This window comes from Pseudomonas sp. H11T01, from assembly GCF_048515765.1.
GTDB lineage: Bacteria > Pseudomonadota > Gammaproteobacteria > Pseudomonadales > Pseudomonadaceae > Aquipseudomonas.
In genome coordinates, this window is the sequence record NZ_JBLYED010000013.1 from 89408 (window position 1) to 104945 (window position 15538).

Sequence of the window (15538 nt, forward strand, 5' to 3'; positions counted from 1 at the left end):
CAGTGGGAATAGCCACGAGTATCCCTGTCTGTACCTTTGAGAAAAACCGCCGAACCGGCAAAGCAATGTTTACCGCAAGTCATGAATGGGACTCTTTTGATTGTGCGGATTAGGCAATGTCGCTCCGGCTGAACTCTTCGCCCAGGAAATCGATCAAGGTCCGCACGGACGGCAGCAAGCCACGACGGGAGGGGAAGATCGCGTGAACAATGCCGGATTTTGGCGCCCAGTCCGGCACCAACTGAACCAATCGACCGGCGGCCAGGTCCTCGCGCACCACTACGCTGGGCAAGTGGGCGATTCCGATACCGGCCAGCACCGCGTGGCGCAGGGCGATCAAGTCGTCGGTGACCATCCGTGGGTGATGGCGAATCACCGCGCTGGCGGCATCCGGGCCGAACAGCTCCCAGTGATATTCGCGCTGCGCCGTCCCCCAATGCAGGCTCGGCAGACCGCTGAGGTCAGCGGGCGTGGCCGGTGACGACAGGCGCGCAAGAAAACCTGGACTGCCCACCAGGCATTGGGTGCTGTTGCCCAACACTTTCATCACCAGATCGCTGCTTTCCAGTGGCGGAAAACGTACCCGCAGTGCGATATCGAATCCTTCGTGAATCAGGTCGACCCGGCGATTGGTGCTTTCGATAAACAGTTCCACCAGCGGGTATTTGAGCATGTAACGGGTCAGCATCGGCCCGACCCATGAATTGAGCAGCGCCGTCGGGCAACTGATGCGCACCAGACCTTGGGGCTCGGAACGGTTGCGCTCGATGACTTCGGCCGCGCTTTCCGCTTCCACCCGCATGGCTAGACAACGCTGGTAATACTCTTGGCCGATCTCGGTCAGCGAGCAATGCCGACTGGTGCGGTGAATCAGCCGCACGCCGAGGCGTTCTTCCAACTGCGAAATACGCCGACTGAGTTTCGACTTGGGCATGTCCAAGGCACGCCCGGCAGCGGCGAAACCACCGTGTTCCACCACTTGGGTGAAGTAGTAGAGCGTATTCAGGTCTTCCACTATCGTTCTCCAAATAGAACGCTAAGGGTGATTTTTACAGTCTACCGCAGCAAAGGTGTCGGATTTAAGGTGTGTCCATGGTTTCACTCACCCACTTTCGGAGGCACACCATGAAAAACATCATCGGTATCTACACCAGCCCAAGAGCGCATTGGGTGGGCGACGGTTTTCCGGTTCGCACACTGTTTTCCTACGACAGTCTGGGCAAACACATCAGCCCGTTCCTACTGCTCGATCACGCCGGCCCTGCTGAATTCACCCCAACCACGCAACGGCGTGGTGTGGGTCAGCATCCGCACCGCGGTTTCGAAACCGTGACTATCGTTTACAAGGGCGAACTGGAACACCGTGACTCCACCGGCAGTGGCGGCAAGATCGGTCCTGGCGATGTTCAGTGGATGACCGCGGCTTCGGGGATCCTGCATGAGGAGTTCCACTCCGAGGATTTCGCCCGCAGCGGCGGCACCCTGGAAATGGTCCAGTTGTGGGTCAACCTGCCGGCCAAAGACAAAATGGCCGACGCTGGCTACCAGACCATTCTCGATGGCGATATTCCGAACCTGCCGCTCAACGACAAGGCCGGCAGCCTGAGGCTGATCGCCGGTGAGTTTGACGGCCACAAAGGACCGGCGAGAACCTTCACGCCGATCGACGTCTGGGACATTCGATTGAACGCTGGCAAGGCGCTGACGCTGGACCTGCACGAAGGTCGCAACACGGCGTTGGTGGTGCTGCGCGGTACGGTTCAGGTCAATGGTCTGGAACTGGTTCGCGAAGGGCAGCTGGCCTTGTTCGAACGCAACGGTGATCAGCTCAGTCTGGAGGCTAATAACGATGCCGTTGTGCTGCTGCTCAGCGGCGAGCCGATCGACGAACCCATCGTCGGCCACGGACCGTTCGTGATGAACACCGAGGCGGAAATCCATCAGGCCTTTGCCGACTTCCAGTCCGGTCAATTCGGCCAGATGCATCGCTGATACACAACTCCGCTCTACGCAGGAACGTAGGTCGATTCACTGGCCAGGGATGGCTGTCGCCAAAAATAAAGAGGAAACGCTCATGAACATATCCAATGCGGCCAACTTCAATGGCCTGAAACCGACCATCGATCCTAACGACAGCGCGCTGCTGTTGATCGACCACCAGAGCGGGTTGTTCCAGATCGTCAAGGATATTGACGTCCCGCAACTGCGCGCCAACGCCATCGCCCTGGCCAAAGCCGCAACCTTGTTGAAAATGCCGGTGATCACTACCGCCTCTGTGCCCCAAGGGCCGAACGGGCCGTTGATCCCGGAGATTCACCAGGAGGCACCGCACGCTCAATACGTCGCCCGCAAAGGCGAAATCAATGCCTGGGACAACCCGCAGTTTCACGCGGCGGTGAAAGCCACCGGCAAGAAAACCCTGGTGATCGCCGGCACACTGACCAGCGTCTGCCTGGCCTTTCCATCCATCGCCGCGGTGCATGAAGGCTACAAGGTATTCGCGGTGGTCGATGCCTCGGGCAACCACTCCAAACTGGCCACTGATCTGACAATTGCCCGTTTGTCTCAGGCTGGAGTGGTGCCAATCGACATCATGGCTACGCTATCTGAGCTGCAAGGTTCGTGGAACCGCCCCGACGCCGAGCAGTGGGCCGCCGTCTACGCCCAGGCCATGCCGCATTATCAATTGCTGATCGAAAGCTACCTCAAGGCTCAGCAAGTGGCGAACGAACACGAAGTGCTGGATTCCCAGCGCTAACCGAGTGCCCCACGCCGACTTTTACTCGGCATCGATAAAAAGCGAGGACTACTGCAATGACTACCTCTTACAAACGTCTGGACAAAAACAACGCCGCCGTTCTGTTGGTTGATCATCAGGCTGGTCTGCTGTCGCTGGTTCGCGATATCGAACCGGACAAATTCAAGAACAACGTGCTGGCCCTGGCTGATCTGGCCAAGTACTTCAAGCTGCCGACCATCCTCACCACCAGTTTCGAGACCGGCCCCAATGGCCCGCTGATGCCGGAGTTGAAAGCGCTGTTCCCGGAGGCGCCGTACATCGCCCGCCCTGGGCAGATCAACGCCTGGGACAACGAAGACTTCGTCAAGGCGATCAAGGCCACGGGCAAGAAGCAACTGATCATCGCCGGTGTGGTAACCGAGGTTTGTGTGGCATTCCCGGCGCTTTCGGCACTGGCTGAAGGGTTTGAAGTGTTCGTGGTCACCGATGCTTCCGGCACCTTCAATGAACTCACCCGGCAGTCGGCCTGGGATCGCATGTCGGCGTCCGGTGCGCAGCTGATGACCTGGTTCGGCCTGGCGTGCGAACTGCACCGCGACTGGCGCAACGATGTGGAAGGGCTGGCCACCTTGTTCTCCAACCACATCCCTGACTACCGTAACCTGATGACCAGCTACAACGCCCTGACCAACGGCAAATAATCTCACCGCATCATCAATGGCGACCACCAATCGCCCTCGTTGGAGCTGCCGCAGGCTGCGATCTTTTGATCTCCGGTTAAAGGGATGATCGCCAAAAGATCGCAGGCTTCGCCAGCTCCTACAATGTGTGGCATCTTCACGTTATTCGCTTGCTGGAGATGCTTGATGCCGACACTGCTCACCGATCACCCGCTGCTCTGCGCGTTGGCCCTGATCCTTATCGACATCCTGCTGTGGCGGCTGATTTCGGCCAATAGCAGCAATTGGAAGCTGGCGCTGCGGCTAGTGATTTTTTCGTTGTTCAGCGTGTTGCTGTTCAACGAAGGAATGAACCCGATGGAGCCGGCGCCGTGGCCTGAGAATGTGCCATTGCACTTGGCCGCGACCGGCCTGCAGATCGGTTGGTGGCTGTTCGGCGCGCGGACCCTGACGGTGCTGCTCGGCACTGTGATGATGCAGCGGGTCGGGCATACCGGACGTTTATTACAGGATTTGATCGGCGCGGTGATTTTCCTGATCGCGATCATTGCGGCACTGGCCTACGTGCTCGATTTGCCGGTCAAGGGTGTGTTGGCGACTTCCGGGGCGGTGGCGATCATTGTCGGTCTGGCGCTGCAAAGCACCCTCAGCGATGTGTTCTCCGGCATCGTCCTGAACGCCACCAAACCCTATCAAATCGATGACTGGATCTCGATCGACGGTACCGAAGGCCGGGTGACCGATATTGACTGGCGGGCGACGCGACTGCAAACGACTCAAGGCAGCATGGCGGTAATCCCCAACTCCCTGGCGGCAAAAGCCAAGATCATCAATTTCAGCCGGCCCCGCGACCTGTTCGGTCTGTCCGTCAGCCTGCAGATCAGCCCCCATGCCCGGCCGCAAACGGTGATCGAAGCCTTGGAGCGTGCCATGCAGGGGTGTCGGCCATTGCTCGGCAAGCCAGCACCCAATGTTGCGCTGAAAAGCTCCAGCAGCAGCGGGGCGGAATATGAAATCAGCGGGTTTGTATCGTCCATGGCTCAGAAGCGTGAGGTGCGCAATCAGCTGTTCGATCTGGCGTATCGGCACTTGAAGGCCTCGGGTGTGAGCCTGCTGTCGACAGTGGAAACCGCGACGCCGGTCAACTACTCACGGCCCCGGGCGCTGCTGGAAGGTTCGAATATTTTCTCGACCTTGCGTCAGGAGGAGAAAGACACCTTCAGCCAGAACATGACCCTGCAAACGTTCCGTGCCGGCGAGATGATCCTGGCCACCGGCGAAGTCAGCGATCATTTGTTCATTATCGAATCCGGCGTGGTTTCGGTAGCCCTGAGCCGTGCCGGCACCAAGTTCGAAGCCGGCCGCATGGGGCCAGGGGAGGTGATCGGCGAGGCCGGGATCCTCGAAGGCCAGGCTGTGATCGCTGATTTCTCGGCCAAGACCTTTTGCACCTTGTATCGCATCGAGAAGGAATACCTGAAACCTTGCCTGGATGCCCGCCGCGATATCAGTGACGCAATGAAAAGCCTGCTGGATTTCCGCCTGCACACCGCACACACCCTGACTCAGGAAGTGCCAAAAGTGGTGGAGAAAAGAAAGGGCATTTTGCAGTGGCTGCGGAGTAGGGCGTAGAGAGGTGGGTTGTTTTATTGAGGGCGTCTGATCGGGCGCCGATCACTGCCCGATTGGCATCCTCAACTTCCCAACAATTGGCTATTTGTGCAATCCACAGGCGGGGCTAACGTAGCTGCACCCCCACTTGTTATGGAGCACACCATGCAACCTCGTATCGATTTCTACACCGCTTCGCCGGATGCCTTCAAAGCCATGTTGGCGCTGGAAACCGCGGTCTCGAAACTGCCACTGGAGAAAAAACTGGTCGAGCTGGTCAAGCTGCGCGCTTCGCAGATCAACGGCTGTGCATTCTGCGTCGATATGCACACCGCTGATGCCCGCAAGGGCGGTGAAACCGAACGTCGTCTCTATGCAGTTTCGGTCTGGCGTGAAACACCGTTTTTCACCCCGCGTGAACGTGCCGCACTGGCCTGGACCGAAGCTCTGACCCGACTCTCGGAAACCCACGCGCCGGATGAAGATTACGCACTGCTGAGCGCCGAGTTCAGTGCCAGCGAAATGGTCGACCTGACCATGGCGATTTCCACGATCAATAGCTGGAACCGGCTGGCCGTGGGCTTTCGCAAGTTTCCCCAGGAATAAACCTGGCCTCAATGAGCATCGGCAGACGGCGCGGCCGGTGGTTTGACCTTGCGCATCAAGGGCACCATCACGGTGGCGATGATGAAGCAGACCATGATCACCAAAAACGCGTCGCTATAGGTTTGCGTCTGGGCCTCGCGGTAGGTCAGCAGCCATAGCTGATGCAGGCTGGCGGTGACGCCCTGGTCGCCGCTTTGGCCGAGGGCGGCTAAGTTGCCGCCCACCTGCGTCAGCCACTGGTTCATGGCTTCGTTGCTGCTGTTGAGATGCTCGGCGAGCCGGGTGAAGTGCAGGTTGGTGCGGTCATTGAGGATGGTTGCGCAGGCGGCAATGCCGATGGCGCCGCCCAGATTACGCATCAGATTGAACAGTCCCGAAGCATGCTTGAGACGCGCTGGGGCCAGCCCGCCAAGGGTCAAGGTCACGGCCGGCGGCACGGCCAGTTGCTGGGCGATACCGCGCAAGGCTTGCGGCAGTATCAATTCTCTGGCCCCCCAATCGTGGGTGATCGGGCTGAAATCCCACATCGACAAGGCAAACAGCCCAAGGCCGGTCATCATGATCCAGCGCAGGTCGATGCGGTTGGCCAGAAAGGCATACAGCGGAATCGCCATAATCTGGAACACCCCGGTGGAGAACACCGCGAGGCCGATGTCCAGCGCGCTATAGCCGCGCACCCGTCCGAGAAACAGCGGTGTCAGGTAAATGGTCGCGAACAGGCCGATCCCGGTGACAAAGGAAAAGAAACAGCCCAAGGCAAAATTGCGGTCTTTCAAGGCGCGCAGATCAACAATCGGGTTGGCCACGTGCAAGCTGCGACCGATAAAGGCCAGGCCGGCCAGCCCGGAGATCCACGCGGTGGTGAGGATGGTGCTGTCGCTGAACCAGTTCCAGCGCGGGCCTTCTTCGAGGGTGTATTCCAGGCAGCCGAGAAACAGCGCCATGAAGACCATGCTCAGGTAGTCGGCGCCCTTGAGCAGCGACAGTTCGGGCTCGTCGATTTTCACCAGCATCGGTACCGCTACCGCGACGAAAACTCCTGGTACCAGGTTGATGTAAAACAGCCAGTGCCAGGATGATATGTCGGTGATCCAGCCGCCGATCACCGGGCCCAGAGTTGGTGCCAGCGAAGCCACGGCACCGATGGTCGCCGCGGCGATCACCCGTTGTTTACCGGTGAAGAAAAAGAACGCAGTGGTGAACACCAGCGGGATCATCGAACCGCCGAGAAACCCTTGCAGCGCGCGGAAGGCAATCATGCTCTGGATGTTCCAGGCCGCGCCGCACAGCAGGCTGGCCAGGGTGAAACCGACCGCCGAGGCGCAGAACAGCCAGCGCGTGGAAAACACCCGTGAAAGCCAACCCGAGAGCGGGATGACGATGATCTCGGCGATCAAGTAGCTGGTCTGCACCCAGGCGGTTTCGTCAGTGCCGGCCGAGAGCCCGCCACCAATGTCGCGCAACGAAGCCGAGACGATCTGGATATCCAGCAGCGCAATGAACATGCCGATGCACATGGTGGCAAAGGCGAACACTTTGGTCGCGGTCGCCATGGACGAGGCATCGAAGGGCTTGGCCGGAGCGGCGAGGGCGCGACTCATGGTGCGCTGGCCTGGGCGACGGCAGCCGACGGTTCTTGACGCTCGGCTTTGGTGTCGACCGAGGCGGTCACCGAGAGGCCCGGACGCAGGTGGCCCAACACCGCGTCATCCGGATCGAGGATGATGCGCACCGGCACGCGCTGGACGATTTTGGTGAAGTTGCCCGTAGCGTTTTCCGGTGGCAACACGCTGAACTGTGAGCCGGTTGCCGGCGCCAGGCTGTCCAGATGACCGTGGAATTCGCGCCCGGGCAATACGTCGGCGTGGATGCTTACCCGCTGGCCAGGCACCATCAGCCTGAGCTGATCTTCCTTGAAATTGGCATCGACCCACAGGCCGCTGGCCGGCACCACCGACAGCAGTTGAGAGCCGGCAACGGCATAGGCGCCAACCCGCGCCCGACGGTTGCCGATCACCCCATCAATCGGTGCGCGCAACTCGGTGTAACCCAGGTTCAATCGAGCGATATCCCGCTCCGCCTGGGCTTGCATCAATGCCGCTCGGGCCTGCTGTTTCTGGGTGGCGATCACGTTGAGTTGGCGCTGGGTGGCAAGCAATTCGGCCTGGGCCCTAGCGCCGAGGGCCTGCGCGGTTTTGAAGGTGGCGTCTGCCCGTTGCGCACTTTCCACTGAGACTGCGGAGCTGCCGACCAGGCGCTTGTAGCGCGCATTGTCATCGCGCGAACGAGACATCTCCGCGCCGGTGGCATCGACCCCGGCCCGTGCCTGACTGATCACCGCTTGTTGCAGTTGTTCGGTGGCGTCGAGGTTGGCCAACAGGGCTTCTTCGGCAGCCACCGCACCCTCGGCCTTGGCCAGGCTGGCGCGGTAGTCCCGTGAATCGAGCCGAACCAGCACGTCCCCGGCATGCACCTGTTGGTTGTCGGTCACCAGCACTTCTTCGATGTAACCGGCGACTTTTGGCCCGATCACGGTGACATCGCCGCCAATGTAGGCATCGTCGGTGTCTTCGATAAAACGACCGCTGGTCCACCAATGCAGGCTGTAGAACCCGATCAACACCAGCGCGGCAGTGGTCAGAATTATCAGCATCAGACGCTTGAGCAAGGCTGGCTTGGGCGGGTTCAGTGCGGCAGCGACGCCGGGCTCTTCAACTGCAGTCATGCTGGTCATGGCAGGGCACCTATTGGATGAGACTAATATTACGCGTGTAATATGACGTATGTAATATTTAGCCGCAAGTGCCTTTTTCGGTCATTCGTCTGGTGTACTGGCTGCTGTATTCAATCCTCGAGTTGTTCAGCAGAGACCACCAACACACTGCAAGGCATCTTGTAGAGCAGGTGCTCCGCCGTACTGCCGATGAGTTTATCCAGGCCATGGGGGCTCACTTTGCCCATGACGATGACATCGACGTCATGGGCATCGGCATAACTGGTCAGGACCTTGGCTGGATTGCCCATGACCATGTGGCACTGAGCGGCCTGTATGCCGTTGCGCTCGGCCAGCGCGTTGAAGGCTTCTTCCTGAATGTCATACATGGCCTTGGCCATACTCGAGGAGAAGAAGGACGAACCTTTGGAAAAGCCGAACTCCGCCGATGTGATCGATGACAGGTCATAGGCGTACAACACCTCGACTTCGGCGTTGCAGCGCATCGCCAGTTTCACCGCTTTGCTGATGATCCGGTCATTGAAGCCCTGGTTTTGCTTATGGTGATGGAGCGGGTCAACCGCGGCGACGATCTTGCGTGGCAGGGCGTGACGGGTATTGCTCACGAAATGCAACGGTACCGTGCACTGGCGCATCAAGTGCACGTCGAGGGGCGTGAACATGATCCGCGTCAACAGTGATTCGTGCTCCAGCGCCTTGATCATCATGTCCATGGGCTGTTCTTTGAGGTGGATCAGGATTTCTTCCAGTGGGCGTTCGACCCATACCGCCTCGGTGGTCACCTCAACGCCGATTTTGCGCAGGGGTCTGGCCTGTTCCTCCAGCCATTGGCGATGTCGCTCGACGTAGCCCAAACGCAGGTGCTCCAGCGCCTGCTCATTGACCAGGCCAGCTGTCGCCAGGCCCTCGAGATAGTCAAAAGCCACAATGTGCAGCGCCGCGCCCTCGGCCTTGGCCAGTGCGGCAGCCCTGTCGAAGGCCGCGCTGTGCTGCATCAATGGCGAAGCCACCAGCATGAAGCGTTTTTGTCTGGACATGACAAACCTCCCGAACGGTAAAGACAGCGGTTCTTGCGGGCCGCGACTGGACGTCAAGTGGTGAAACTATTATCTGATCATGCCGCCAGTACCGGCAAACGGGTTGATTTGCACCAACGTCAGCGGAGGCGTCCGACGTGTGGTCGCGCTAACGTTCAGGGCGTCAGTACCAGCGCCCCTTTGACCTGTCCTTGGCGCAGGCAGGCGAGGGCGGCATTAGCATCTATCAGAGCAAAGCGGGTGACATGGGGACGAATGGGCGTATGACGAATTTCGGCGAAGAACGCCTTGCCGTCTTCGCGGGTCAGATTGGCCACCGAACGCAGTATTCGTTCACCCCACAGCAGTTGATAGGGAAAGCCCGGAATATCGCTCATATGGATACCGGCGCAAATCACACTGCCGCCCTTGATCGTCGCTGCAAGGGCCAGTGGTATCAAGGCTCCGACAGGGGCGAATATCAGCGCGGCGTCCAGAGGCTGCGGTGGCGGCTGTTCTGAAGACCCGGCCCAGGCGGCGCCCAGTTTTCTGGCGTAATCCTGGCCTTGTGTGTCGCCGGGGCGGGTGAAGGCATACACCTGCTGGCCACGTGCTAATGCGATTTGTATGACCAGATGAGCGGCGGCGCCAAAACCATAGAGACCCAGTCGCGGCGCTGTTCCCGCCATCCGCAAGGCGCGATAACCAATCAGCCCGGCACACAGCAACGGAGCGGCCTCGACAGGCGACAGCGCGGCTGGAATGGTGAGGCAAAAGCGCGCATCGGCGAGGACGTAGTCGGCATAACCTCCATCGAGCTGACATCCCGTGAACAGTGCCTGATTACACAGGTTCTCCCGTCCTTCCAGGCAAAAAGCGCAGTGTCCGCAGGCCCAGCCCAGCCAGGGGACGCCGACCCGTCTGCCTATCCAGTAAGGTGCCACTTGCGAGCCGACGGCCACGACCTGACCGACAATTTCATGCCCCGGAACCCGTGGCAGCACCGCTTGAGGCAGCTCGCCGTCGAACAGGTGCAGATCAGTACGGCAGACACCGCAGGCCAGCACCTTGATCAGCAATTGATGGGTGTCAGGTGTCGGGACTGGACGCTCTTCCAATTGCAACGGCTGACCTGGGGAATGTAAAACCATGGCGCGCATGACCATTCTCCAGAATGAGTAATACTTATTACTGTAGTTCGTGGGGGCAGACCAAATGAGAACCTTGGCGCCCGGACGTCGTCATTACGCGAATGCTCGCGCCGCCGGGGGAACATGGGCTTCCACGCGTCAATCAAACGCTATGTGGACAGGCCGGCATTGGGGTATACCGCCTGGAGGAGGTATTGAATGACTTATTATTCCTCTCAGCAAACGACCTTGCGTGACAGGACCGCTGCCGGCCAAAGCCTGGTGGAGCCGCTGCTCAAATACGCTCGAAGAGCCGATGTGATTGTCCTGGCCTTGCCTCGCGGCGGCGTACCGGTCGCCTATCAAGTCGCCACCGCTCTGGAGGTTCGCCTGGACCTGATGCTGGTCCGCAAGCTCGGCGTGCCGTCCCACCAGGAGTTCGCTATGGGCGCCATTGCCAGCGGCGGTATTCAAATAGTGAATGAGGATGCGCTACGGGCTAACCACATTGATCAACGCACACTCGAGGCCGTGGTCGCACGGGAAGGCCAGGAGTTGCTGCGTCGTGAGCGCGCTTACCGGGCAACCCGTGCGCCCATGAAGTTGCAAGACCAGGTGGTGATTCTGGTCGATGACGGGCTGGCCACAGGGGCTTCGATGATGGCAGCGGTTCATGCTGTGCGTCTGCAAAAACCGGCACGCATCATCGTCGCGGTACCGGTGGCTCCGCTTGAGACCGCAGAGGCGCTGCGCAGTGAAGTGGATGAGCTGGTTTGTCCGCTCACCCCCGAGTGGCTGATGTCGATCGGCAGTTGGTACGCGGACTTTTCCCAGACCTCGGACGACGAGGTGATTGATCTGCTGCAACGCGCCTGGCAACGCGAATCGAAGCCGGCACAGGGAACGCCTTGAGGCACATCCAATGCTAAAGCCACAGCGTCGCAAGCTTGAACTGGCGGACGTCGAGTTAGCCGCTGATTTGCGTTTGCCTGCAGCCGCAGCCGGATTGGTGGTGTTCGTCCATGGCAGCGGCAGCAGTCGTTCGAGCCCCCGTAACCAGCGGGTTGCACAGTCGCTGGCCGAGCGAGGCCTGGGCACGTTGCTGTTCGATCTACTCACGGAGCAGGAACAACATGTGGACTACCTGACCGGGGAGTTGCGCTTTGATATCGGGCTGCTCTCCAGACGGCTGGTAGGTGTGATCGACTGGATTGGGCGCAGAGCTGAATTGCAATCGTTGCGCATCGGGCTGTTCGGCGCGAGCACTGGGGCCGCAGCGGCGTTGTTGGCAGCGGCGCTGCGCCCGGACGTGGTGCACGCGGTGGTCAGCCGAGGAGGGCGGACTGACCTTGCCGGGGCAGCGTTGGCCTTGGTGAAGGCACCCACCTTACAAATCGTCGGCGATCAGGACCCGACGGTGCTCGGCCTGAACCGCCAAAGCGCACAGACCCTGCAGTGTGAACAACGGCTGGAGGTCATAACCGGTGCCACCCACCTTTTTGAAGAGCCGGGGACCCTCGAGGAAGTCGCCAGACTGGCTGGCGACTGGTTTGAGGTGCATCTGTCAGTTATGCGAGCACGGGATTAATGCCAAGGAAATCTAATGTGGGAGCGGCGGTGCGGCGATCCGACTTGCTCGCGATGGCAGCGACGCGGTACATCCGAAAAACCTCGCTGCCTGCATCGCGAGCAAGCCCGCTCCCACACTAGACCTGTGAAGTTCTGCAGATTTTAGGTATCACACACCAAACGGAAAGGTTTCGTCTTCCGGTTCCTGCTCTTGGCTTTTCGGCAGGTGCAGTGCCGTCACCGCTTGCGTCTGTTCAATCCAGACCATGGCGTCGAATTGCTCGGCCAGCACCGCCTGGAAATAGTGGCTGCTGAGCTCGCTTTCAGGTCGATAAATCACACCGATGGCCCGTTCCAGCAGCGGCTCGGACAGGGCCTGGCGCAATGCTTCTCGCTGAGGATCGCGCCAGTCGGTCAAGGACGCGGCGATGCCCGCCTTAAGGAATTGATGCTCCCAACTGTCCGCACGAGATGGCCGGATGTCCTTGATGCGCATGTCGCCATCCCAGTCATCGGCTGCCGCCACCTGGCCACGGTCGGTGCTCATGCCGATCAGCACGACGTCGCGCCCATAGGCGCTGCGGCACAGCTGACCGATATTGAACTGGCCCTTCCAGCCCATTTCCGTGGCGGCGGCATTGCCGATATGGGAGTTGTGCGCCCACACCACCGCCCTGGCTTGAGGGCCTCGATGCTCGAGCAGTGCTTGCAAGGTGTCGAACATATGCGTGTCACGCAGGTTCCAGGAGGAGGTCGAGCCTCGATAAATGGCTCGGTAGTATTGTTCCGCAGCCCGAACCACCTGGGCGTTTTGCGTGGCATTGAAGAACGCTTCGTCGTCCTGAATAAGCCCTGCCAGTTGTTCGGCCAATATGGCATTGAGCTGCTCGACCACCGCGTGCTCGCAAGGCATGACGCCGCCGCGTTCGACAAAATGGCCGTATAGCGCAGGATCATCCTGCCAGGGTGTCAGACAGCTATAGCGCTGTCGCGCTTCGTGCGCAAGCTGAGGGTCGCCCTGGTCGAGGTAGTTCAAGACCTCGCGAATGGAATTGCGCAAACTGTAAACGTCCAGCCCGCGAAACTCGACACGCAGCTCGGGCGCTTTCTGGTGGTTGTGCTGATGAAGCCAGTGGGCGAAAGCTCTGACATCGGTATTGCGCCACATCCAGGTCGGGAATCGGCTGAAAATGTGACGTTTCCAGGCCGAAGGCGCCAGCCCGCGGACATAACGGTCAACGTGGCCCGCATCCGGCCAGTCCGCTTCGACGGCAACAATAGTGAACCCATGCTGCTCAATCAGCCGTTGAGTGATGGCCGCCCGGGTTCGGTAGAAGTCGCTGGTACCATGGCTGGCCTCACCGATCATCACCACACGAGCATCGGCGTAACGGTCGAACATCTCGCCGAAGGCCTCGCCATTCAACGGTGGCAGCGCCTCAGCATACTGGCGTAACAAGGGGGCAATGGAGGCCTGAGCACCGTTGGCTTGTGAGCCGGAAAGTTTCTTCAAGAAGTTCATGCGCGTCACTCCGATGAGAGTGGGTTGCCCGACGTGGAGGGCTCAGGCGTAAGGGGCATCAACGCGGGGAACTCTTCAGGCGTCAGGGTTTCCTTTTCCAGCAGCAGTTTGGCGCCGGCATCCAGATCGGCCCGGCGACTCGCAAGCAATGCCTTGGCGCGACTGTAGGCTTCATCGAGCAGGGCTCTGATGCCGAGGTCGATTTCCCGCGCGGTTTGTTCCGAGTAATCCTTATCCCCCCGATTCAACATGTGGTCGCCCAGATAAGTGGGGGTCTGGCGCTCCAGCACCGACTGCCCGAGCTCCGTGCTCATGCCGAAACGGGTAATCAGTTGCCGGGCGATATCGGTGGCCCGGGTCAAGTCGTCCGCCGCTCCCGTGGAAATCTGCCCATAGACGATGTACTCGGCGGCCCGACCGGCCATCAACACTACGATGCGATCCTTGAGCGTCTGGTAACTGATCAGAAAGTGATCTTCGGTCGGGCGTTGCAGGGTATAGCCCAATGACCCGATGGAGCGGGGAATGATCGAGACCTTGTGCACCGGGTCCATTCCCGGCAAGGTGCCGGCCGCCAGGGCATGACCCATTTCGTGATAGGCGACCACCAGGCGCTCCTCGGGCTGTAGCAGACTGCTCTTGCGTTCAACGCCGGCGATGATGCGCTCTACCGCAGCGGTGAAGTCATCGAGGCTGACCGCCGGGGCACCGCGACGGGTCGCAACGATCGCGGCTTCGTTGACCAGATTCGCCAGGTCTGCGCCAGTGAAACCGGTTGTGATCTGGGCAATGCGCTCGCAGTCGGCGCTGGGGGCCGCGGTGATGTGCTTGATATGCACCTTGAGAATCTCGCACCGACCCTTGCGGTCCGGGCGATCAATGACGATCTGACGATCGAAGCGGCCGGCCCGCAGCAGCGCCGGGTCGAGGACTTCCGGGCGATTGGTGGAGGCCAGCAGCACCACGCCTTCGCGAGGATCGAAGCCGTCCAGCTCCGACAACAGTTGGTTGAGTGTCTGCTCTTTTTCGTCGTTGCCGCCGAGCGCGCCGATACCCCGCATCTTTCCCAGGGCATCCAGTTCGTCAATGAAAATGATGCAGGGGGCCGCCTGGCGAGCCTGCTCGAACAAGTCGCGAACCCTGGCGGCGCCGACGCCGACGAACATCTCGACGAACTCGGAACCGGAGATGGAGAAAAACGGAACCCCGGCTTCACCGGCGATGGCCTTGGCGACCAGGGTTTTACCGGTTCCAGGAGGGCCGACCAGCAACGTCCCCTTGGGGATATGGGCACCCAAGCGGGTGTACCTGGCCTTGTCTTTCAAAAACGAAACGATTTCCACCAGCTCGGCCTTGGCTTCGTCAATGCCGGCCACATCGGCGAAGGTCACCCCCGTTTCGCTTTCGACGAATACTTTGGCCCGTGACTTGCCGACGTTCATCAGGCCGCCAATGCCCTGTTTCCCGGCAAGGCCGCGGAACACAAGACTCCAGACCACCATGATTATCAGAAAGGGCAGGAACCAACCGAGCAGATTGCCCAGCAAGGTGTTTTCGTTGACACCGGAAAAACTGATGTTTGATTGAGCGAGTTCTGTCGCCAGGTTGGAGTCGACCCGCACCGTGGTGAACAGGTTATGACCGTTGATGGGCTCTTGCAGCTTGCCGCTGATTTGGTCCTTGGCGATGCTTAATTCGCTGACCTTGTGCTCCTCCAGCAACTGCAGGAACTGGCTGTAAGGGATCGACTCGACGGCACTGCGTCCGACAAGGAAGAACTGCGCCAGTGTCAACGCAGCGAAGATGATGAGGAAGTATGAAATGTTCCACTGACCGGTCTTCTTCATGGTCTGGGCTCAAGAGTGAATGATGCCTGTGAGCAACGACCCGTTGCAGTGCCACGCAGAGTTGTTCTGCGCTCTACACTTGA

At 59.8% G+C, this 15538-nt stretch carries 14 protein-coding genes; 7 read left to right on the plus strand and 7 right to left on the minus strand.

What is annotated here, in order from left to right; genetic code table 11:
• Positions 1 to 109 precede the first annotated feature (109 nt).
• Positions 110 to 1018, minus strand: coding sequence for a LysR family transcriptional regulator (locus ACN1C3_RS18520; protein WP_419117325.1), 909 nt, complete (start codon positions 1016 to 1018; stop codon positions 110 to 112).
• Positions 1019 to 1125: 107 nt separating this feature from the next.
• Here ACN1C3_RS18520 and ACN1C3_RS18525 point away from each other — a divergent pair, with 107 nt between their 5' ends.
• The 5 genes from ACN1C3_RS18525 to ACN1C3_RS18545 all read left to right on the plus strand — a co-directional run bounded on the left by ACN1C3_RS18525 (position 1126) and on the right by ACN1C3_RS18545 (position 5637).
• Positions 1126 to 1992, plus strand: a complete 867-nt coding sequence (locus ACN1C3_RS18525; protein ID WP_419117225.1) for a pirin family protein — start codon at positions 1126 to 1128, stop codon at positions 1990 to 1992.
• Positions 1993 to 2074: 82 nt separating this feature from the next.
• Positions 2075 to 2758 (plus strand): isochorismatase family protein, encoded by a 684-nt coding sequence (locus ACN1C3_RS18530; RefSeq protein ID WP_419117226.1) that lies wholly within the window; start codon positions 2075 to 2077, stop codon positions 2756 to 2758.
• 56 nt (positions 2759 to 2814) lie between these two features.
• Positions 2815 to 3441, plus strand: a complete 627-nt coding sequence (ycaC, locus tag ACN1C3_RS18535; RefSeq protein ID WP_419117227.1) for an isochorismate family cysteine hydrolase YcaC — start codon at positions 2815 to 2817, stop codon at positions 3439 to 3441.
• A gap of 165 nt (positions 3442 to 3606) precedes the next feature.
• A complete protein-coding gene (locus tag ACN1C3_RS18540; RefSeq protein WP_419117228.1) occupies positions 3607 to 5052 on the plus strand; it encodes a mechanosensitive ion channel domain-containing protein in 1446 nt (481 codons plus the stop codon).
• Between the two features lie 144 nt (positions 5053 to 5196).
• A complete protein-coding gene (locus ACN1C3_RS18545) occupies positions 5197 to 5637 on the plus strand; it encodes a carboxymuconolactone decarboxylase family protein (protein WP_419117229.1) in 441 nt (146 codons plus the stop codon).
• Between the two features lie 8 nt (positions 5638 to 5645).
• Here the strand turns inward: ACN1C3_RS18545 and ACN1C3_RS18550 are convergent, their stop codons facing one another.
• From ACN1C3_RS18550 to ACN1C3_RS18565, 4 genes are all read right to left on the minus strand, one after another.
• Positions 5646 to 7238, minus strand: a complete 1593-nt coding sequence (locus tag ACN1C3_RS18550; protein ID WP_419117230.1) for a DHA2 family efflux MFS transporter permease subunit — start codon at positions 7236 to 7238, stop codon at positions 5646 to 5648.
• On the minus strand, positions 7235 to 8371 hold the full coding sequence (locus ACN1C3_RS18555; RefSeq protein ID WP_419117231.1) for an HlyD family secretion protein: 1137 nt from the start codon (positions 8369 to 8371) through the stop codon (positions 7235 to 7237). The genes ACN1C3_RS18550 and ACN1C3_RS18555 overlap by 4 nt, the downstream gene beginning before the upstream one ends.
• A gap of 110 nt (positions 8372 to 8481) precedes the next feature.
• Positions 8482 to 9408, minus strand: coding sequence for a universal stress protein (locus tag ACN1C3_RS18560; protein WP_419117232.1), 927 nt, complete (start codon positions 9406 to 9408; stop codon positions 8482 to 8484).
• A gap of 155 nt (positions 9409 to 9563) precedes the next feature.
• Complete coding sequence (locus ACN1C3_RS18565; RefSeq protein WP_419117233.1) at positions 9564 to 10547, minus strand: zinc-dependent alcohol dehydrogenase family protein; 984 nt, start codon at positions 10545 to 10547, stop codon at positions 9564 to 9566.
• Positions 10548 to 10736: 189 nt separating this feature from the next.
• Between ACN1C3_RS18565 and ACN1C3_RS18570 the strand changes: the two genes are divergently transcribed.
• Both ACN1C3_RS18570 and ACN1C3_RS18575 read left to right on the plus strand, forming a co-directional pair.
• The gene (locus ACN1C3_RS18570) at positions 10737 to 11429 is read left to right on the plus strand and encodes a phosphoribosyltransferase (protein ID WP_419117234.1); all 693 of its coding nucleotides are present in this window, start codon (positions 10737 to 10739) and stop codon (positions 11427 to 11429) included.
• A 10-nt stretch (positions 11430 to 11439) separates the two neighbouring features.
• Complete coding sequence (locus ACN1C3_RS18575) at positions 11440 to 12105, plus strand: dienelactone hydrolase family protein (RefSeq protein WP_419117235.1); 666 nt, start codon at positions 11440 to 11442, stop codon at positions 12103 to 12105.
• Between the two features lie 150 nt (positions 12106 to 12255).
• Here ACN1C3_RS18575 and ACN1C3_RS18580 read toward each other — a convergent pair whose 3' ends face one another.
• Together ACN1C3_RS18580 and ftsH are read right to left on the minus strand one after the other, a co-directional pair.
• Positions 12256 to 13608 carry an erythromycin esterase family protein gene (locus ACN1C3_RS18580; protein ID WP_419117236.1) on the minus strand — a complete coding sequence of 451 codons (1353 nt, stop codon included), beginning with the start codon at positions 13606 to 13608 and terminating at the stop codon, positions 12256 to 12258.
• 5 nt (positions 13609 to 13613) lie between these two features.
• Positions 13614 to 15455 (minus strand): ATP-dependent zinc metalloprotease FtsH, encoded by a 1842-nt coding sequence (gene ftsH / locus ACN1C3_RS18585; protein WP_419117237.1) that lies wholly within the window; start codon positions 15453 to 15455, stop codon positions 13614 to 13616.
• Positions 15456 to 15538 lie beyond the last annotated feature (83 nt).

Coding starts and splice junctions, on each gene's coding strand:
- ACN1C3_RS18525 (WP_419117225.1), top strand. CDS start 1,126: ATGAAAAACATCATCGGTATCTACACCAGCCCAAGAGCGCATTGGGTG.
- ACN1C3_RS18530 (WP_419117226.1), top strand. CDS start 2,075: ATGAACATATCCAATGCGGCCAACTTCAATGGCCTGAAACCGACCATC.
- ycaC (WP_419117227.1), top strand. CDS start 2,815: ATGACTACCTCTTACAAACGTCTGGACAAAAACAACGCCGCCGTTCTG.
- ACN1C3_RS18540 (WP_419117228.1), top strand. CDS start 3,607: ATGCCGACACTGCTCACCGATCACCCGCTGCTCTGCGCGTTGGCCCTG.
- ACN1C3_RS18545 (WP_419117229.1), top strand. CDS start 5,197: ATGCAACCTCGTATCGATTTCTACACCGCTTCGCCGGATGCCTTCAAA.
- ACN1C3_RS18550 (WP_419117230.1), bottom strand. CDS start 7,238: ATGAGTCGCGCCCTCGCCGCTCCGGCCAAGCCCTTCGATGCCTCGTCC.
- ACN1C3_RS18555 (WP_419117231.1), bottom strand. CDS start 8,371: ATGACCAGCATGACTGCAGTTGAAGAGCCCGGCGTCGCTGCCGCACTG.
- ACN1C3_RS18560 (WP_419117232.1), bottom strand. CDS start 9,408: ATGTCCAGACAAAAACGCTTCATGCTGGTGGCTTCGCCATTGATGCAG.
- ACN1C3_RS18565 (WP_419117233.1), bottom strand. CDS start 10,547: ATGCGCGCCATGGTTTTACATTCCCCAGGTCAGCCGTTGCAATTGGAA.
- ACN1C3_RS18570 (WP_419117234.1), top strand. CDS start 10,737: ATGACTTATTATTCCTCTCAGCAAACGACCTTGCGTGACAGGACCGCT.
- ACN1C3_RS18575 (WP_419117235.1), top strand. CDS start 11,440: ATGCTAAAGCCACAGCGTCGCAAGCTTGAACTGGCGGACGTCGAGTTA.
- ACN1C3_RS18580 (WP_419117236.1), bottom strand. CDS start 13,608: ATGAACTTCTTGAAGAAACTTTCCGGCTCACAAGCCAACGGTGCTCAG.
- ftsH (WP_419117237.1), bottom strand. CDS start 15,455: ATGAAGAAGACCGGTCAGTGGAACATTTCATACTTCCTCATCATCTTC.